Consider the following 19,107-nt stretch of genomic DNA (forward strand, 5'->3'; position numbering starts at 1 on the left):
CAAGGTTTGCAAATGTCGAACATCACGCCAGCGGTCTTGGCATTGACTCAGATAATCATGCAACGCATCATAGAGACGGGAAGTAGGAGTCATGGGTTTTGCTAATGGGTGTGGTAACTGATCAGCTCAAACCAAGCTCCTCTTCCCTCCTACCTTTCGTTTCAATCACTCAGACTTTTGTCAGTCAAGCAGCCAATAAAGGTGTCTGATTGGCTAGAGAAGCTTAAAATGAATTAGTTTTTACCTGAGAACGCTTACTTAAGGTCAGCATAAAGAGCTATTACTTTATCGAACAACTTGAAGGGTGATTCCTCTTTACATCCAATTCTTAGGCTACAGGAGACGATAGAAACAGCCATTCTGCTGAGGGAAAGGGCGACGCGATGGTTCAGATACCTACTAAAGCACTTAGCCTGGAAGAGTTTCTGCAACAGCCTGAAACTGAGCCAGCCAGCGAGTATATCAACGGCCAAGTTATCCAGAAACCAATGCCGCAAGGAAAGCACAGTAAACTCCAAGGCAAACTTGTGACTGCTATCAATCAGGTCGTGGAAGAACAGCAAATTGCCCTAGCCTTTCCAGAATTGCGATGTACATTTGGTGGACGCTCCACTGTTCCTGATGTCGCCGTCTTCACTTGGGGCAGAATCCCCCTAGACGCCAACGGGGAGATTGCTAACACCTTTAATACTCATCCCGATTGGACAATTGAAATTCTTTCCCCTGATCAAAGCCAAACTAGAGTGACAGGCAACATTCTGCATTGCCTCAAGCATGGGACTCAACTCGGTTGGCTGATTGACCCAGCAGAGCGCTCCGTCTTGGTTTATCCTCCTGGACAACAACCAGAGTTATTACAAGAGCCGCAAGATCCCCTACCTACTCCAAACTGGGGCGCAGATTTGCATCTCACCGTGGAAAATTTGTTCGGCTGGTTGAAAATAGGCCCGTAGCACAGCTTTTACCTCAGCCGCTCCACGACTCCCAATAGTTAAGGTTTGCTGACTTGTGTATCGAGTCAACCCCCAGAAAAATTTTTCTTGGTAGACTTTCCGAGGAGGAGTATTTTTTTACCATAAGAAATGAATTACAAAAACATAAAGCGAATTAGCTGTGCCCTGCTGTTTGCCGCTACCGTCAACGCTGGGACAGGTTTTGGAGCCGCTACCAACGCGATCGCAGACCAAAACTCAAACCAGCAGACGGATCAACTTCTAGCCCAAGCTGCAAGCCCAACTCCCAGCCCTGCCCCTAGCCCAACTCCCAGCCCTGCTCCTGCCCCTGCTGCCGCACCTACCCCTGCTGCCGCACCTGCCGCAACCACCTCCCTGAGCGAAAGGCCAGATTACATTGGCACTTGCCGTCGCACCACTGCCGCAGTCAACATCTATGAAGACACCCAGCTCACCCGCAGAGTGGGGACTGTAGCTGCTAGAAGCAGTGTCACTCTCACCGGGGTAATGGGTAACGGTATTGCCCAAATCAGAACGCCGAGTGTGGGTTGGATTCAAACCACCAACCTTGTCACCAACTGTACAGGTGGCAATCCTGGTAACGGTACACCTCCCGGTAATGCTCAGCGGGGCGAATGCCGCAGACTGCGTGACCCAGATGTAGATGGTGCAGGATATGAGTCGCTACGCTTTGGGTTAAGAGCCTATGAAAACCCTGGCACTACGCCTCAGATTTATCAAGGCAGCTCTGACGGGCCTGCCAAGGGAGCTAGAGTCTACCTCACCAACCCCAGCCAGACCAATGGCAAGTGGATTCGAGTCTTCTACACCAGCGTATCTGGTCGCGATCGCCTTGGTTGGATTTCAGCGGGTACAGGCACTACTAACAACTTGGCTAACTGCCCTGCCACCCGTTAATTAGACTCGATGAGTTGAGATGGGTTCTGCCGACTGCAACTAAAAGTGAATACAACGAAGCGATCGCTCTACACAGGTCTACACAGGACAGAGGGCGATCGCTTTTCTTAGGACAACTAAAAGGGCAAGACTAACAACCGCAAGAGCGTGAATTCTTGGTTAGCTCCAGGTATCCCTAGCTTGATCGCCTCTGGCACCGCTGGATATCGGGCCGAGTAAAAAAGGATATCCCACAGGGTCAACAAGCTGGCATAGTTAGAACGCATTCCACTCAGTAGACGAGCGTGATGGGCGCGATGATAGTTGGGAGTCACAATCACATAGCTTAAAGCTCGATCTAGGTGCAGAGGCAAAGCCCAATTGCTGTGATGAAAGATTAGCTCAGCTGCAAAGATCACTTCGTAAATCAACAGATGGGTTGGCGTAATGCCAAATAGCCAAATTAGAGATAATTTCGGCACATTGGATAACAGCACTTCGATGGCGTGGAAACGATAAGCCGTAGAAGTATTCATGGCGCGATCGCTGTGATGGACTTGGTGCAATCGCCACCCCCAAGCGGAGTTGTGCATCAAACGATGCCAAGCATACATATAGGCATCTAACAGCAGAAAGGAGAAAATAAACCGGATCCAAGGCCAAGGAATGGCTAGAAAATAGCCTTGCCAAGTAGTTTGCTGCCAAATCCAGCTCAACCCTGTGATGACTGTCAAACTAGTTAAGCCTGTGTTGAGTAATCCCAGCGCTAAGTTGATGGTGACTCGGCGGAGAAATGCTTGCTTAAATTGAAAAAAAGGAAATAGATTTTCTAAACTGCCAAATATCAATAAACTGCCCAGGATTACCAACAGCTTCCAATTCATGTAGAGATGCCCGACTCTGCCTGAGCATGAGCTGATTGAGCGAAGCGATGCCAAGCGCGGATGCCACCCCGCAGATTCAGACCAGAGATTCCCGCTGACTTTAAGAGATGCAGGGCTTTTTGCGATCGCTTCCCCACCGTGCAGTAAGCAATGAGTTGCCGCCCCCTCAGAGCAAGTTGAATTTGCTCAAGCCCTTTTCCTTGTTCAATCTCGGTTAAGGGCATCAGAATTGCATGAGGGATATGGTCTTGTTCGTACTCTATTTGGTTGCGAACATCAATCAGCAAAAAATGATCAGTGTGGTTTTGGATAAAATCATGCAGTTCTTTAGCGGTAATTTGGCTTGAAAATAGATCAAAAAAAGAGAAAGCTTGAGAAAATGGAGTTAGTTTTAGATTGATCATAAAAACTGTTGAAATGGAGGTTCGCTGAGGCTGCCGATTTATATCTCTGGCATACTTGGGTCAATCTGCTTGCGCCAAGCCCTAATGCCCCCATTCACATTACTGCCCCGAATTTCTGCCTTTCGTAAAAGCTCTAAAGCTTTATGGGAGCGTTTCCCTGCGGTGCAGTAAGTAATCACCTGACGCTCAGCTGCTAGAGCCTTAATTTTAGCAATGCCACTGCCTTGCTCAATCTCAGCGATCAGAATAGAGACAGCCCCCGGAATGTGAACATCGCTATATTCCTCAGGAGTCCGGACATCGATCAAGATAAAATTTGTGGCCTTGCTGTCAATTAACTGCTTTAATGCTTGGACACTAATTTGTGGTGCCTCAGCCGCTCGAATCGAGTCCCCAATTAGGGGAATGTTGGAGAGCGAACCTAGGGGTAGACCTGTCTGAATCAGCGGTTTTAAGGCATCTGGATGATAGATCACATAAGCCAAAAGACTAACTGCGATCGCACTTGTCCAAAGTTCTATTTTGAGTAGAAAGACTATGGTGGAAATATGCTTGTTATTTGAGTGCTGAGTGGGAGAACTGTTCATGATGATTAATTCTTTAGGTTTTTAATATTCATTCGCAGTTATAACCCGTAAAAACGTTGTCTATCAGGGTCTGCAACAAAGGTGCAACTCTACTGTTAGTACTCCCCCATCTTTGTCATGCCCTTGCCACAGGCGATTACTCCTTGCTTGTAAGTTGGAGCAGGAAGATGAATCATATCTGGGGAGTCGCTTTGGCATAGAATGCCAACGGTAACAACTTCCCCATCTTTCTTCTGAGAAGTTGAGAAGACCGCACCGATATAACTTTTGTTATAAGTTTTGGCTGGTGGGTTAGGCCGATCAGCGATCGCATAGCTCAAGGCAGCGTTACCAGTACTTTTAGTGGCGAGTAGATATTTCTTTGTGGTTTGAGCATGGATGCCAAGCCCCAGATCTGCCACGCTGTGTGAGAATTGACGATTTTCCAAATAGTAAGCTTGTTGAGCTCGATTCATCGAACGTAAGTGGTTTCTTGCTTCTGAAGCTGGTGTAGGACCACAGCCTCTGCCTACTCCTAAAACAAAAGGCAATGTAATTAGACCAAGACCTCCTAGACCTAGCAAGATCACGATCGCTCTCCACAAAGCAAAGCCTTGATCCTGGCTGTTACAGCCCAAAACTAGCAACCGTTGAATTAAAAATAGCAGCTTCATCAGCGTGGCTCCTTCTGGCTGTTGAAAATTTCTTTAGTGCCATTACCGCACGCCAAAACATCTGCTTGGTAAGTGGGGCGGGCAGGACGAATGATGCCAGGGAGATTGGCTTCACAGAGGATAGTGATTAATTTAGTTTCACTGCGGTCATTGCCCCTAGGTTCCAGCTTTATCATGCCCAGGCAAAGTATCAAAAAATACTAGGGTTACCAGGTGCGATATCAAAATTTATAAATATGAACTCTTTATAATCTTTATCAAGAGAGGGACTGGAGAACTGGTGTCCTAGAGTTGGTCTAGGCAGCAGTAGGTTGTCAGTGATGCCCTGAAGAAAGCTACACCTTGGCGATCGGGTAATCCGTAGATTGAGTTGTTTCAAGTGAAGCGATAATAGAAATAGAGCTAAATAAGGCTGAATATGTCTATCGTCACCTCTAGTGGTTGCGCGGCTGCTCTAGATCAGCAACAGCAACAGATCCAACAGGCAGAACAGTGTGCCGAAGAAGCGACAGGCGATCGCTGCAAAAATTTGTCTCAGCGTTGCACCGTGGTCGAAAATGGCCGAGTTGTGGTCAAACCCTTACGGTAAAGGCCCTTACGGTAAAGGCAGTACATCATGAAAGTGGTTGTAGTCGATGTAGCGATGCCCATCGGCTGTCTCATGAAAGATATCAACAAAGCAGTAATTCCATAAAATATCTTGAGCGCTGTAGGTGTGGCGTGCATGGATGACTTGAGATACTGTTTCATCAATGCCGCTGAGGGAGACTACCACTGAGGCGCGCATTTGAGCTAGAGACTCCGGTGTGGCTCCATAAAAAGGACTGTATTGATCAATGGGATGGAGCACCGTCCAACTGAGGGTAAAACTGGGAGTACGGCTTCTCAGTAGCTTCAGTTCATAAAAACGGCGCATAGAGTGTCCCTCAATGCTCATTTCATCCCGCATTAAGTACAGCCGGAGTTGGGCTTCCAAAATTTGGTTGCGTCGTTGATTAGCAGTCCTAAATATGAAGGTGGGTACTCCTTCGTAAGGACCAATGACGGCAACATGGCTAAAAGAAACCCGCGCCGTAGGCCGTGAAAAGCGAGCAAAGGCTAACCCTGTCAGGAGGGCAATCCCGACTAAACTGACCATCGCCTCAATGGTGACTAATGTGTTGGCATAGACTGTTTGGGGATACAGGGCTCCATAGCCAATAGAGGCGAGAGTTTGCACACTAAAGAAGAAAGCATCTAGAAAGGACCCAGGTTTGGCGTTGGCGATGCTACCGGGTTGAGCCAGATACAGCAGTGCAAAGACTGCATTAGTGACCACATAGGAGAGAACCGCCAGGGCTAGAAAGCCAATCCAAGGAATGGTTAGCAGCAGATGGTAAGGCTCTCGCCAGTAAGAGTGCCAAACTCCATTGCCTAAGATGTGAAACTGTCCGTCTCGAATCTTGATGTGTACGACGGGTTGCGGTTGCGATCGCCGCTTCGTTCGCCAATTCCTGAAGATCGTTAGCTGCCTCATGACTAATGCCGCTGCCCTTGAGAAACCATTCACGCCAATTGTCTGTGGCTCCTCAAAATTGCACAACCGAATCTCAGGTGCAGCTCATGCAGCACAATTCACTCTAACTCCACAGTTCTTGTATAAACTCTTCATAGACTTCTTGATGTGAACCTGAAAAATTATCCATTCCCCTGTGCGTTCGTAGTAAGGGATAAAGGATGCCACAACAATACAGACAGTTGCACCCATATATCCGTTACCATCGACCTAACTCTTCTAAAGCTTTGACTGTTTGGGGCTGTCTTATAGAAGTCTCTCTAGTGAGCGGTATGCTCCAAACCTTATATCTTTTCCTTGGGTGGTGGTGTGATGCTACCCCGATTCAACAACTCATCGATTTCTCGCAAGAGCCCAAAATCTTCTTTGGGTAAAGGCCGTCCTTCCGAGAAGTTTTCACCTATAGCAGGGTATTTCTCTAAGAAAGAGAAAGCTTGGCGAAATTGATGCGGGCCTGCTGCGACTGGAGCATCTAGGTGGCAGGGGATAACCTGATGGAAGTCCCATTTTGCAACCTGATCAGCCCACTTAAGAGTGATCTCAGGGGCGCGGTTGAGAATCAAGGTTTGTAGCACCGGAGCTACAAATAAACGCCCCCCGCCTCGCAGAGCCTCAAACGATCGCTGCCAATCCTCTTCCCACTTAAAGGGAAACAACCCAAAATAGGCTTTTTTCGAGCGATCGGGAGCGTTACGAGCTTCTCGCCATGCGTCTCCTAACTTCACGGCTTCTAAAGCACTGGGACGAAAATAGAACGCGAAGAGGGCAATGCGCTTCCATCCTTTACGTCGATTCTCTATGTTGTCCTCTACTACTTCAGAACCGCTGTCTTTGGCGTGAAAAAGTAAGGCATAGGGATCTAGCTGCACGATCGCGGGTGGGTCTTCGGGCACCGACATCACAGAATCGGTGACGAGCAGAGTGCGCGATCGCTTGTGGAAACAGGCAATTTCTCCAAACGACCCCGCACCGAGGTCGATGTCTAGTACGGCATAATCTATCTCTTTGGCAAACGGTGCTTGGCTGCTATCTTCTGGAATGACGTGGGTGCGATTCATCGGGAACCCCAGCCAACTCAGCGGCAAGTTGATCGGGAAGCTCCACTGGTGAGGCGCAACGAAGACTTGGGCATTGGGAAAGCGTCTAGCGAAAGGCCCGACAAAAACTTTGTGCTCCAGACCAGAACTCGTGGGCAGGATGATGTATTTCACTTCACCATGCGCTGCGACCAGTTCCTCGACTAGGCGGATACATTCTGGTGTCGGTGCAACGGGTGCATAAACCAGCAATCCCCCAGCTTCTAGCCTGACGACAGTCATGCGGATAGGCACGATCACGTAAAAGACGCCTTGGATCTGGTCAAAGGTCCAAATCGTGTCTTTGACCACTTCTTGCCGCAGTGTGCGTCGCTTGCCAAATGGGTAGAGTGGCACGGCAGGCCAAAACCGCCACGTCCAGTCTTTCGGATTGCTTGTCTCAATCGGTTGTCCTTCCATACTCTGTCCGCTCATCGTGGTTTTATCCACGCCACGACCCCCATCTCGAAACCTTAATACTACTTAAGTCTAGCTTTTGGGATATTAAAAGATTTTTCGCTTTGTATCCACGATCGCTCACTTCATTAAGAATTGCACCTCACTCGAACCGCATCTTGGGCTGAGCTTGGGCAATTTTGATTTGCGATCGCTACTCCACAAATACTTCTTGAATGAGCCTAATTAACTCCGAGATTTGAGGCTGACTCAATAGGTCGAAAAGACAAAAGATTAACTAAGCCTTTCTACCGAAACATGCTGTTCAGGGTTATTCTGCGGAAAGTCAGATTTATGGAAGGATCGAGTTCAGAGTTAATCTAACCAATTCAAATTGCGCCCAATAAGTAATTCGCTCATTTCGGCGTGATGGGTGTTTTTCATGGTCACAGGTTTAGTATCAAAACCAAACTTTTCAGCGAGTTCTAAAACTGCTTGCGTGTTGTCATAAGTCATCAAAAAGTCGCCTTCAAGCTTTGAGGCGATTCTAAACAACTCTTCGTGGTCAAGTTCGTTATAAGTATAAAGGCGCGCGCCCGCACGCTTTCCCTTTCCTACCGTGTAAGGCGGGTCAATGAAAAAGACCGCATCGGCCCGATTTGCATTCTCTACGAGTACCCGCATCCCGTCACCTTCAATGAATTGGATATTGTCTCGCTGATTTACAATATCGAGAATACGATTTCGTAATGTTTCAGGATACCAGCGTGATTTGATACCTTTCCCATTCTCACCGTGTTTTAGAATGCCAACGCCAGACGCTAAAATGCCACCATGATTGATACGATTTTTCAACAATGTGCGAAATGCTATTTCGAGTAAAGTCGGTTCAGGTTTACAGAGTACTGCATGTGCATTATCCGGTGTTAAATCGAAATTTATAATCCGGTCAGCGAGCCATTCGCCGCCACCTGGTTGTTGCAGAATTACACGCCAAACGGCTGCTACCTGCTCATCGCATTCCACCATTGTTACCCATTCAGCACGACCCTCAAAAGCTGTTGTCAAACTGGCAATGCCGCCGCCTGTGAAAGGCTCAATGAATTCGCGTGGTTTTTCTGGCTGGCTTTCAAGCCATCGGCGCAAACGAGGAACAAGCCACGTTTTGCCACCGGGGTACCGGAAGGGACTACGTTGCGGTACGCTCGCTACATTCACAACCTGGTTTGCAACTTTAGCCGTTACTTCGCCAAACAATGTAGATTGCATTAAAATCCCTCCGTGTCGGCGTCTTGCTCTTCTATCAATCCAAGTGGAGGTTCTACATCTGGCGGCAACTCTGATGCTGGCGGTGTACCCATGATTTTGCCGCGCTTAATTCTTTCTGCCAATGTTTTTATAAATGTGTTCACGTCTCCAGCATCAGCAATGGTAATTGCACTAAGAGCCTCTCGAAAGCTCGTGTAATATGTCCTTGTAGATTCCAACCTGTAACGATTATTTACTGCATCCAAGTTCAAATCGTAAGTCAGCCAAGCTATTTCTGCGCTGGCTGGGGAAACTTCGGGCAATGTTGGTAGCTGCTCAAAAAATGGAGTATGAACTGCAACCGCCATTTTCTTGCCCCAGTTATTGAGGATACCACCTTTGAAAATCAACTGCGGTGCGAGGCGTTTGCGCGACGAAGATAAATAATCAGGTTTAGGATAGCCAAGTGCTGGCCATTCCATATTTGCGTGAGCCTCAGGGTCGCTCATATAGTGTTTGAAAGGCTTCTTTACATTCCCTGAAACATAAACGGCTTGAACTTCGAGCGCACCAAAATCAGCGATTTCGTCGTTATCATCCAGTGCAACCAGAACCATATCAATGTTGCCCGCCGATTTTCCGTTTTTGTCATTCAATCGAACTTCGGTGAGTGCTAAATATCGCGTATTTGGCGGGAAGAAGAAGCGAGCTGCGTCGGTAACAATTAACATATCCTGCCGAAACCGCACTGGGCAAGTGATAGCTGGTGCACCTTTATGGGAAACGGTGCAAACCCCTAACGGATCAGTCTTGCTGTCTTTGGTGCAGTTTAACCCGGACGAGTTATGAAACGGGCACAATCTTCCCTCGCGGTGTCTTACAGCTTCCAGCGACATATCTGTAGCGTTATAACCAAAAACTTCGACAAGAGGATTTGTAGGCATAAGATTAAGGATACATCCTTCAACCGACCAACATCCACACAACAAGGCGCTGCACCCGATCGCCTACAGTTTCGCGCCCTTCGCTTTTCCTCGCTTCCTCCGCTACGCTTCCTCCAGTGGGTGAACTTGGTCGTTACCTTACTTCATTCCCATTTTGAAACTGTACAACGGGTTCGTTTCCCAGTTGAGAGTATGAATTCACTTAGAGATACTAGGATAGCGCGATCGCTACTCCAAAAATACTTCTTGAATTAGCCCAGTTAGTGCTGGGACGACTGGCAAAAGCAGAGTGAGATTAGATAGTGAAAATAAACATTTGTGATGAAATCAATGCTGCTCGTGATTGTGGAGTTACACACTGTCACATTATCGAAGTAGAGCCGACGCCTCTCACTGAAATTGTTCCAAAATTCGGATTGGTTTTTACGCCTGACACATACCAGGAGATTAGTAAAGCTCAAGCAGAGGCAGTTGCTAAACGTGTTCTTCATCGTGACCTAGCATATGATGCAGAAATCATGACTGAGACAGAAGCACAAGCATTAGTAAACCAGTTTCTTGACTGTTTTGATGAAGAAAATGCTGAGTACTACACCAATGGTGACTACTATTCTGAGGAGGTCAGTCACGGTTGGAATCCAGCTACAGCCGCGACATTTGATACAGGAATTCTTGTCATTGGCAAATCACGAGTAGGATGTCTTTGGGTGGAAGATGAGGATTAGATTTACATCTCAGTTCGTGCTTATTGAGTGCAGGCGGTTTTGCAGTACAACAACTTTGCTGCAGCGGATTGACCGAAGCTGCTTGGATAAGATGTAAAGGTATTGGCAACCACTGATCAGAACGATGGCTGACTGCGTTTCTGAATTGAGGCTGCGTGACGAGGTTATCGTTCAGGTGTGAATGTTAAACTCTACTCAAAAACCTAGGAGAGCGATCGCCGTGGCTTCTATCACGATTGACCTTTCAGACAGCCAATTGCAAAAGCTACAAGACTTAGCAACCGTGCATGGAATTGCCCTTGAAGTTCTAGTGAAGGCAAGCTTGGAAGATTGGCTAAATTCTCAAAAGAGCGAATTTGTTGACGCAGCCAACTATGTGCTGACAAAGAATGCTGAACTGTATCAGCGCTTAGCATAATGCGTTTTCTGACGTTAATCGAGGCGTTTGTAGAGTGGTTACAGCGGCGTACAACGCCTCATCAATAGCTCTTGATAGTGAATTACTTAAAGAAACCACCAAAGTTAAATTGCAACACACCCAAAATGCTGGTGATGCTGAGGACAGAGAGAATGCTTCCGGCACTGAAACAACCCAGGATACTACCCGCACTTCCTACACTCAAAATACTGCCAGTGCTGCCAATACTTAAAATGCTTCCAGCACTGCCAATGCTCAAAATGCTTCCGCTACTGGCAATGCTGAGAATACTGCGGTGACTGGCCCAGCTTAAAACACTATGGTCTGCAAGTGGCTCAGGTTCACCATTATTTGTCTCTTTAATAGCGTCTACTTGAGGCATGGACGGATTCTAGCACAGAGTATTAGCTCAACTGTGGGATATCAGTGGAGCGATCGCTAGGCTTTAACTCCAGGCGATCGCTCTTTCACCTCATTTGGAGAAACTAGGAACCGTAATAAAACCGTTCGTGGACAACTTTGCCGTCTTGCCACTTCTGTACTGAAACTTGGTCGTAGGTGCGTTTGCCCCAATCTTGGTGGGTGTAGTCCGCAGACCACTCAGAGATGATCACATCTTCACCAAAGGCCACGCTCTTTAGGGCAATCCCTCGGAACTCCGTAATCTTGGCAAAAAAGTCTAGCTCTCTTTCGCGGTTAGCATCCTTGCCCACTGTCGCTGGGTTCTCGTTTTCTTGCATCACCACATTCTCGCCATAGTATTTCTCAAAGGCTTCCATTGCCTTCCCTTGTAGAACGAGATCATGGATGTCTGCGAAAGCTGCTTTGAGATCGGTGTTAAGAGCAGTACTCATGGTTGTAACTCCTGTAATTGTGAGGATGGAAATGAAGAGGGATAGCCTACGTAGAATGCTCTGCGCCTTGGGCTATGGAAGTAAATATTTTTAGTTTCAGTTGAAATAGTTGCGTTTTTGTTTATTGCATTTGCAACTAAATTCAAGATAACATCGTTTAGTTGAAAGTGCAACTACTTTCTTGGATACTAGAGGTATGAGTACTCCACCTAAGCTTGATAATTTACGCAACTCTCTGTGGCGGCTGTTTCTAACCGCCCACGTTAAATTGCTCGATCGTCTGGAAGAAAAAATGGCTGAGGCAGGTCTGCCCTCTGTGGAATGGTATGACGTGATTTACACGCTCAAAGAAGCACCGGAACATCGCTTGCGTCTGAGTGAACTGGCAGACCGGGTACTGTTGAGTCGTAGCAACTTGACTCGCTTGGTCGATCGCTTGGAGAAAGCTGGCTTGTTGCGCCGCCAACCTTGCCCTAGCGATCGCCGAGGCACATTTGCTGTCCTGACCGAAGCAGGATTAGCAATGCAGCAGAAAATGTGGCCCATTTATGCCGAAGGAATTGCTGAGTATTTTGGCGCTTATATGGATGACGAAACGGCCACTGCCATGAAGCAATCCTTTCAACAAATGTTGGCCGCTCTAGAACAACATTAAAAAGTAAGGTCTACGCTGAAGTTGAGATTCCTGAATATTGGGTCGTAAACCTTAAAAAGAGGCAACTGATCGTATTTCGCGATCCCCAGGATGATGAATATGCGTCAAAGTCTACCCTCACCGACGGTGCGATTCATCCAGTTAGCTTTCCAGATGTGGCAGTGCAAGTAAGTTCTATTGTGAGTAAATAACTGCGATCGCTCCTCCTCAGTTTTGGCCAAGTGCGATCGCTTAAGCTGATTAGAAGGATTATCTCGATTGGGCCGATTGCTGGTTGTAGCTCATACCGATCGAGGCGATCGCATCCTTATCATCAGTGCACGCGCGACATACAAGAGTAGAGATTTTATGAGGAAGGAAACTGACCACGAACTAGAAGATGAGTTGCGCCCTGAATACGATTTTTCTCAGCTTCAGGGAGGTGTACGAGGTAAATATGCAGAGCGGTATCAAGCAGGGACTAATTTGGTATTGCTAGATCCTGATGTTGCTCAGGCATTCCCCACTTCTGAGGCAGTTAACGAAGCGTTGCGGCTACTCATTCAAATTGCTCAGCGTCAAAGCACTTAGTTTTTTGAGATAAGCGATCGCGCCCCTCAATTTATAAAAACTCCCCAGATACCGAGCAGGGTTGGTAATCTAGAGCTTACTGGATCATTATTTAAGAACCATCGCTCTGTATTGCTATGACTAGCCCCTTCCTCGCGCGTCTTCACAGTCCCAATCGCCCTGTTCTTGTGTTTGATGGGGCAATGGGTACATCGCTGCAAACCCAGAACCTAACTGCTGAGGACTTTGGTGGCCCAGAGTACGAAGGGTGCAATGAGTATTTAATCCACACCAAGCCAGAAGCTGTTGCCAAGGTGCATCGCGACTTCCTGATTGCAGGAGCCGATGTGATTGAGACCGATACATTTGGCGCTAGCTCGTTTGTGTTGGCCGAATACGATTTAGCAGACAAAGCTTATTACCTCAACAAAGCTGCGGCTGAACTGGCAAAAAGTGTAGCGGCTGAGTTTTCCACACCTGAAAAGCCCCGCTTTGTGGCGGGTTCGATGGGGCCAGGAACCAAGCTGCCGACGCTGGGCAACATCGACTACGACACCTTAAAAGCGGCTTTTGCTGAGCAAGCTGAAGGGCTGTTTGATGGTGGGGTAGATTTGTTCATTATCGAAACCTGCCAGGACGTACTGCAAATTAAGGCGGCACTGAATGCGGTGGAGTCCGTGTTTGAGAAAAGGGGCGATCGCCGTCCGCTGATGGTTTCGGTGACGATGGAAGTCCAAGGCACGATGCTCATCGGCTCTGATATTAGTGCAGTGCTGTCGATTCTGGAGCCTTACCCGATCGATATTCTGGGTCTCAACTGTGCCACGGGTCCCGATCGCATGGCCGAGCATATCAAGTATTTGTGCGAATATTCGCCGTTTGTGGTCTCTTGTATCCCCAACGCAGGTCTGCCCGAAAACATTGGCGGTCATGCCCACTACAAGCTGACGCCGATGGAACTGCGGATGTCATTGCTGCGGTTTATTGAAGATTGGGGCGTGCAGGTGATTGGCGGTTGTTGCGGGACTCGTCCCGATCACATTCAGCAGTTGGCCGAAGTTTCCCAAACCCTCACCCCGAAATCTCGTGAGGTGCGCCTTTCTACTGAGGCTACTGGTCGGGCACCGATCCATTACGTGCCTTCTGCGGCTTCGATCTACAGCGCTCAACCCTACGAGCAAGACAATTCGTTCTTGATTGTGGGCGAACGTCTCAACGCCAGTGGTTCTAAGAAGTGCCGCGACTTGCTCAACGCGGAAGATTGGGACGGATTAGTGTCGTTGGCGAAAGCTCAGGTGCGCGAAGGTGCCCATATTCTCGATGTCAACGTCGATTATGTGGGGCGCGATGGTGTGCGAGATATGCGGGAACTGGTGTCGCGCCTCGTGACTAACGTGACGCTGCCGCTGATGCTCGACTCCACCGAGTGGGAAAAGATGGAGGCAGGGCTGAAAGTGGCGGGTGGCAAGTGCCTACTTAACTCCACCAACTATGAAGACGGTGAAGATCGATTCTACAAGGTGTTAGAACTGGCGAAGGAATATGGGGCTGGTGTGGTTGTCGGCACCATTGATGAAGAGGGGATGGCCCGATCCGCTGAGAGGAAATTCGCGATCGCCCAACGCGCCTACCGAGCTGCGGTGGAATACGGCATTCCTGCTCACGAGATCTTCTTTGACCCTCTCGCCTTGCCGATCTCCACTGGAATTGAGGAAGACCGCGCCAACGGCAAAGCTACCATTGAAGCCATCCGGCGGATTCGGGCTGAATTGCCTGGTTGCCACATGATTCTGGGAGTCTCCAACGTCTCCTTCGGTCTCAATCCAGCAGCCCGCGTTGTACTGAACTCCATGTTCTTGCATGCGGCGATGGAGGCAGGGATGGATGCCGCGATCGTGAGTCCCAACAAGATTTTGCCATTGGCGAAGATCGAACCAGAACACCAAGAAGTCTGCCGCAAGCTAATTTACGACGAGCGACAGTTTGAGGGAGATGTCTGTGTTTATGATCCGCTGGGCGAACTGACGACACTGTTTGAAGGGAAGACCACTAAGCGCGATCGCTCGGAAGACGACAAACTCCCAGTCGAAGAACGTCTAAAGCGCCACATCATTGATGGTGAACGAATTGGCTTAGAGGAACAACTCACCAAAGCGCTGGAGAAGTATCCTCCTTTAGAGATCGTCAACACCTTCTTGCTGGATGGCATGAAAGTCGTCGGGGAACTATTCGGTTCTGGGCAAATGCAGCTTCCTTTCGTGTTGCAATCTGCCGAAACCATGAAAGCCGCAGTCGCCCATTTAGAACCATTCATGGAGAAGGAAGAATCTGGGCAGGCCAAAGGCACAGTGGTGATCGCAACGGTAAAAGGAGATGTGCATGACATCGGCAAGAACTTGGTAGATATCATCCTCACCAACAACGGCTACAAAGTCGTCAACATCGGCATTAAGCAACCTGTAGATAACATCATCGAAGCTTACGAGAAACATCAAGCCGACTGTATCGCCATGAGCGGTCTGTTGGTAAAATCCACCGCATTCATGAAAGAGAACTTGGAGATATTTAACGAACGCGGTATTACGGTGCCAGTGATTCTCGGTGGCGCAGCACTCACGCCCAAGTTCGTCAACGAAGATTGCCGCCGCACCTATAAAGGCCAAGTGATCTACGGCAAAGATGCCTTCTCCGATCTCCACTTCATGGATAAACTCATGCCTGCTAAGACTGCGGGTGAATGGGACGATCGCCTAGGGTTTTTGAAGGATGAAGGAGGAAGGAGGAAGGATGAATTAGAAGAGGTGGCTGAAAATGAACGATCAGACGCTACAGACGATACCCTTCATCCCTCATCCCTCATCCTTCATCCTTCCGAAGAAGATACTCAGCGTTCAGAAGCGATCGCCAGTGATATCCCTCGTCCTACATCTCCTTTCTGGGGCACGCAAGTTTTGCAGCCTGAGGATATCTCAATGGAGGAGCTGTTTGGATATCTCGATCTACAAGCGCTAATCGCCGGACAGTGGCAGTTCCGTAAGCCCAGAGAGCAATCTCGTGAAGAGTATGATGCGTTCTTGCAGGAGAAGGTCTATCCGGTTCTAGAGCAGTGGAAACAGAAGATTGTCGAGGAGAAACTACTCCATCCCCAAGCCATCTATGGATACTTTCCTTGTCAGGCGGAAGGAAACTCTCTCCATCTATATGATCCTGCTGTCGGCACCAATAGTTCTCCTCAAGATCCGATCGCGACTTTTAAGTTTCCTCGTCAGCGATCGCTGCGCCGCTTCTGTATTGCCGATTTCTTTGCACCGAAGGAATCTGGGCATATTGATGTTTTTCCCATGCAAGCGGTGACGATGGGCGAGATTGCCACGGAGTATGCCAAAAAGCTGTTTGAAGCGCACAACTACACCGACTATCTCTATTTCCACGGGTTAGCAGTGCAGATGGCCGAAGCTTTGGCCGAGTGGCTTCATGCTCGGATTCGTCGCGAATTGGGGTTTGGCAACGAAGATCCCGAAAACATCCGGGATATTTTGGCCCAACGTTATCGTGGCTCCCGGTACAGCTTCGGCTATCCCGCCTGCCCCAACATGCAAGATCAGTACAAATTGCTGGACTTGTTAGGCAGCGATCGCATCCATTTACACATGGACGAAAGCGAACAACTCTATCCAGAGCAATCGACCACAGCGATGATTGCCTACCATCCAGAGGCGAAATACTTTAGCGCTTAAACTTTAGCGCCTAGGTGGACACCAGCAAACGCGATCGCTAAGCTTTTTATCTTCTATTAGCCGCTTTAGCGATCGCGATTTATCATCCAGGGAAAAGGCACTGGATGAACCCTATGAAACTTGAAAGTTCTGCGTTTGAGGCTGATAGCTTAATTCCCGCGAAGTACACCTGCGACGGTGCCAATATTTCTCCGCCTTTGAGTTGGGACGCACCGCCAGCCGAAACGGAAAGTTTGGCGTTGATTGTGGATGATCCTGATGCCCCAGTCGGCATCTTTGTGCATTGGGTGGTTTATGACTTGCCACCAGAAACTCTCCAAATAGCTGAAGGCATTGCTCCCCAAGCCACGCTCCTCAAAGGCGGCACCCACGGTAAAAATGACTTTGGCAATCTAGGGTACGGAGGCCCCTGCCCGCCTAATGGCACTCACCACTATGTCTTCAAGCTCTACGCGCTCGATCGCACCTTATCCTTGCAGCCAGGAATCACCAAAGCGCAATTGGAAGCAGCGATGAATGGACATATCCTAGCGGCGGCGGAATTAGTAGGTCATTACGCCAGATCACGCTGAAGCCCTGCCGTTATTGTTTAGGACGCTCACCGTTTTTACCAAACTTGGTGGTGTCTTGCCAAGCGCTGCCAATGCCCTGCAAGATGCCGCGACCCACTAACCCAATCCCTCGCCCTACCACTTCAGTGAGGACGTAAACTAAACCACTGCCAAAAAACGCGATCGCAGAGCGAAACCGGGGCGCGATCGCATCTCTAGTTTCTAGTACCAACGTGACCGCAAGTTGCAAACCTGACAGTTCTCTGAGTTCTTGGTTGCGAGGTGCATAAATTGAGATTTTAGCAATTCCTCGACTATCTAAAACCAACAATTCATATTGACTTTCAAAAATTGCTTTTGGTTCATCCACAAACTTTTCCAGTCGATATTTCCAAGACAAACTATTTCTAAATCGCTCAATTTCACGAGTAGAAATGAGACGGCGATCGTAAAAAGCCTGCTTGATTGCCTCTACATCAGCAAAGCGATTTAGCAGCGGTTGCATGACCGAGGTGGCGACTTGAACCAATAAATTTTGCAGCAAGCATTCCGCTCGTGCTAAGGCTTCAGGGGTATCAGCGGCATAAGCCACATTATCCACAACCAACGGTGTCTGAAACAGTAAATAGGCAAATAGTTCTAAGCTGAGAGGAATTCGATTAAGCATCTCACTTTGAACGGTTGGCGCATCTTGCAGCAGAACGCTCACAACTTCTAAATTCAGCGATCCCAACCGCAACGTATAGTATTTACCAAAAAAATCCGTGGTTGTTGCTACCCACAAATCTCGAATAATTGCAGTGTGTTTCTCTAGCAATTGTGCGGGTTGCACCTGGGCAAATCGCAGTTCATCTAGCGTTTCTTCCAATTTACGTAGAATGATGTAGAGCAGTTCTCGCTTCTTTTCCTCCCGCAGAATATCGATTTCCAAAGGATGATTCGTGAGATTTTGTAGAGGAGATTGCAGCTTGCTCACGGTGCGATCGAACAGCCGCGATTGCAAAGGTCGCACTGCCAATTCTGATGCAGAAGATGAACTGGCTACGAGATTGGAGCGGGTCGGTGGCAGTGAGTTAGATGCTGGCAACCCAGAGGCTGGCAACCTAGAGGCTACAGGCTGGGCGAGACGGCGAGCGCTGGCAGCAAATCGGGCTGATGTAGAAACCAATGGGCGATCGCGTGGTGAGGCTGAGGGACGATCTGCCGGAGCTAGCAGCCGATTCACAAGCCAGCGAGCCGCTCGCAGTTCTCGCCACCGTCCAGCTAAAACGGCGCGATCGAGGACGGGCAATCCGGGTCTTCGCAGTTGGGCCGTGACTTCTGCCAAAGCTAAATCAATTTGCTGTAAGCCTGCTAAGCGTTGACTTTGCCAAAGGCTCAGCAGGGGATTGAGGGGAGTAGGGATGGGTGCAGAGGTGCGATCGCTGGTTGATACGCCAAGAGGTTCAGCTGCGATCGCCTCAGTTGCAAGCTCGGCTGGCCAGTAAGGTTGCCCCGTCGCTACCTGACGGATAGCGGTCAATAATTCTGAGGCTTTCGTTCCTTTGGTGCAATATCCTTCTACGCCGATTTGTCGGGCTGCGGCCACCATTGCATCGGGCTGGGAGGCACTGAAAAGCAGAATCGGAATTTGCGGATGCTGTTGTTTTAGGACTTGGCAGAGTTGCAACCCTACTGATGAACTTTGGCTTTCTACCTTTGGTGCTGCGGCCTCCTCTAACCCCAAATTCAGAATGATCAGGTTTACCGTTGGGCTATCTGACAACGGTTTTTGGGGATCGGGTGGCGGTAGATTGGTTGGCTCAAATACGGCTGACGCGAGATCTGGGGGGGGAGACGCTGCCAAAATCTCTAGTGCGGCTGTGCTTGTCTCTGCTTCACCAACCACTTGCAGATCAGGAAACTGCTCCAGCCAAGTACGCAATCCCAGCCGGAACACCAAATCGTCATCAATGAGTAGCAACTTCACTAGCAATTCTGTCATCGCGCTTTTGAGCGCCCCACGCTCCCAATGGCCGAAT

The 19,107-nt window shown here is 48.7% G+C and carries 22 protein-coding genes; 10 read left to right on the plus strand and 12 right to left on the minus strand.

Going from position 1 to position 19,107, the window contains the following annotated elements; genetic code table 11:
* Positions 1–383 precede the first annotated feature (383 nt).
* Together KME12_22120 and KME12_22125 are read left to right on the plus strand one after the other, a co-directional pair.
* Positions 384–953, plus strand: a complete 570-nt coding sequence (locus KME12_22120; GenBank protein ID MBW4490484.1) for a Uma2 family endonuclease — start codon at positions 384–386, stop codon at positions 951–953.
* Between the two features lie 129 nt (positions 954–1,082).
* The gene (locus tag KME12_22125) at positions 1,083–1,871 is read left to right on the plus strand and encodes a hypothetical protein (protein MBW4490485.1); all 789 of its coding nucleotides are present in this window, start codon (positions 1,083–1,085) and stop codon (positions 1,869–1,871) included.
* Between the two features lie 116 nt (positions 1,872–1,987).
* On the opposite strand, the gene KME12_22130 is transcribed toward KME12_22125, so the two are convergent.
* The 5 genes from KME12_22130 to KME12_22150 form a co-directional block, all read right to left on the minus strand.
* A complete protein-coding gene (locus KME12_22130) occupies positions 1,988–2,734 on the minus strand; it encodes a sterol desaturase family protein (GenBank protein MBW4490486.1) in 747 nt (248 codons plus the stop codon).
* A complete protein-coding gene (locus KME12_22135) occupies positions 2,731–3,138 on the minus strand; it encodes a hypothetical protein (protein MBW4490487.1) in 408 nt (135 codons plus the stop codon). Before KME12_22135 ends, KME12_22130 begins: the two co-directional genes overlap by 4 nt.
* Before the next feature lie 38 nt (positions 3,139–3,176).
* A complete protein-coding gene (locus KME12_22140) occupies positions 3,177–3,725 on the minus strand; it encodes a hypothetical protein (protein MBW4490488.1) in 549 nt (182 codons plus the stop codon).
* 95 nt (positions 3,726–3,820) lie between these two features.
* Complete coding sequence (locus tag KME12_22145; protein ID MBW4490489.1) at positions 3,821–4,378, minus strand: type IV pilin-like G/H family protein; 558 nt, start codon at positions 4,376–4,378, stop codon at positions 3,821–3,823.
* Positions 4,378–4,554 (minus strand): type IV pilin-like G/H family protein, encoded by a 177-nt coding sequence (locus tag KME12_22150; protein ID MBW4490490.1) that lies wholly within the window; start codon positions 4,552–4,554, stop codon positions 4,378–4,380. The genes KME12_22145 and KME12_22150 overlap by 1 nt, the downstream gene beginning before the upstream one ends.
* A gap of 242 nt (positions 4,555–4,796) precedes the next feature.
* On the opposite strand from KME12_22150, the gene KME12_22155 reads away from it, so the two are divergent.
* Positions 4,797–4,967: a hypothetical protein gene (locus KME12_22155; protein ID MBW4490491.1), complete on the plus strand. Its 171-nt coding sequence runs from the start codon at positions 4,797–4,799 to the stop codon at positions 4,965–4,967.
* Positions 4,968–4,973: 6 nt separating this feature from the next.
* Here the strand turns inward: KME12_22155 and KME12_22160 are convergent, their stop codons facing one another.
* The 4 genes from KME12_22160 to KME12_22175 all read right to left on the minus strand — a co-directional run bounded on the left by KME12_22160 (position 4,974) and on the right by KME12_22175 (position 9,597).
* The gene (locus KME12_22160; protein ID MBW4490492.1) at positions 4,974–5,894 is read right to left on the minus strand and encodes an ATP-sensitive inward rectifier potassium channel 10; all 921 of its coding nucleotides are present in this window, start codon (positions 5,892–5,894) and stop codon (positions 4,974–4,976) included.
* Between the two features lie 323 nt (positions 5,895–6,217).
* Positions 6,218–7,444, minus strand: coding sequence for a DUF4336 domain-containing protein (locus tag KME12_22165; GenBank protein ID MBW4490493.1), 1,227 nt, complete (start codon positions 7,442–7,444; stop codon positions 6,218–6,220).
* A gap of 336 nt (positions 7,445–7,780) precedes the next feature.
* A complete protein-coding gene (locus tag KME12_22170; protein MBW4490494.1) occupies positions 7,781–8,674 on the minus strand; it encodes a DNA adenine methylase in 894 nt (297 codons plus the stop codon).
* On the minus strand, positions 8,674–9,597 hold the full coding sequence (locus tag KME12_22175) for a hypothetical protein (protein ID MBW4490495.1): 924 nt from the start codon (positions 9,595–9,597) through the stop codon (positions 8,674–8,676). The genes KME12_22170 and KME12_22175 overlap by 1 nt, the downstream gene beginning before the upstream one ends.
* Positions 9,598–9,899: 302 nt before the next feature.
* Between KME12_22175 and KME12_22180 the strand changes: the two genes are divergently transcribed.
* Both KME12_22180 and KME12_22185 read left to right on the plus strand, forming a co-directional pair.
* Entirely contained in the window at positions 9,900–10,322 is a 423-nt protein-coding gene (locus tag KME12_22180; protein MBW4490496.1) for a hypothetical protein, read from the plus strand.
* Positions 10,323–10,542: 220 nt separating this feature from the next.
* Positions 10,543–10,740, plus strand: coding sequence for a DNA-binding protein (locus KME12_22185; GenBank protein ID MBW4490497.1), 198 nt, complete (start codon positions 10,543–10,545; stop codon positions 10,738–10,740).
* Between the two features lie 82 nt (positions 10,741–10,822).
* Here the strand turns inward: KME12_22185 and KME12_22190 are convergent, their stop codons facing one another.
* Together KME12_22190 and KME12_22195 are read right to left on the minus strand one after the other, a co-directional pair.
* Complete coding sequence (locus KME12_22190) at positions 10,823–11,122, minus strand: hypothetical protein (GenBank protein ID MBW4490498.1); 300 nt, start codon at positions 11,120–11,122, stop codon at positions 10,823–10,825.
* A 103-nt stretch (positions 11,123–11,225) separates the two neighbouring features.
* Entirely contained in the window at positions 11,226–11,594 is a 369-nt protein-coding gene (locus KME12_22195) for a nuclear transport factor 2 family protein (protein ID MBW4490499.1), read from the minus strand.
* Positions 11,595–11,790: 196 nt separating this feature from the next.
* Here KME12_22195 and KME12_22200 point away from each other — a divergent pair, with 196 nt between their 5' ends.
* The 5 genes from KME12_22200 to KME12_22220 all read left to right on the plus strand — a co-directional run bounded on the left by KME12_22200 (position 11,791) and on the right by KME12_22220 (position 17,107).
* Complete coding sequence (locus tag KME12_22200) at positions 11,791–12,249, plus strand: MarR family transcriptional regulator (GenBank protein MBW4490500.1); 459 nt, start codon at positions 11,791–11,793, stop codon at positions 12,247–12,249.
* Positions 12,210–12,440, plus strand: a complete 231-nt coding sequence (locus tag KME12_22205; GenBank protein MBW4490501.1) for a Uma2 family endonuclease — start codon at positions 12,210–12,212, stop codon at positions 12,438–12,440. Before KME12_22200 ends, KME12_22205 begins: the two co-directional genes overlap by 40 nt.
* 157 nt (positions 12,441–12,597) lie before the next feature.
* Complete coding sequence (locus KME12_22210) at positions 12,598–12,819, plus strand: hypothetical protein (GenBank protein MBW4490502.1); 222 nt, start codon at positions 12,598–12,600, stop codon at positions 12,817–12,819.
* Between the two features lie 116 nt (positions 12,820–12,935).
* A complete protein-coding gene (metH, locus tag KME12_22215) occupies positions 12,936–16,535 on the plus strand; it encodes a methionine synthase (GenBank protein MBW4490503.1) in 3,600 nt (1,199 codons plus the stop codon).
* 113 nt (positions 16,536–16,648) lie between these two features.
* Entirely contained in the window at positions 16,649–17,107 is a 459-nt protein-coding gene (locus tag KME12_22220; GenBank protein MBW4490504.1) for a YbhB/YbcL family Raf kinase inhibitor-like protein, read from the plus strand.
* Between the two features lie 10 nt (positions 17,108–17,117).
* On the opposite strand, the gene KME12_22225 is transcribed toward KME12_22220, so the two are convergent.
* The gene (locus KME12_22225; protein ID MBW4490505.1) at positions 17,118–19,070 is read right to left on the minus strand and encodes a DUF3685 domain-containing protein; all 1,953 of its coding nucleotides are present in this window, start codon (positions 19,068–19,070) and stop codon (positions 17,118–17,120) included.
* Positions 19,071–19,107: the final 37 nt, after the last annotated feature.

It is taken from the genome of Trichocoleus desertorum ATA4-8-CV12 (assembly GCA_019358975.1).
Lineage (GTDB): Bacteria > Cyanobacteriota > Cyanobacteriia > FACHB-46 > FACHB-46 > Trichocoleus > Trichocoleus desertorum_A.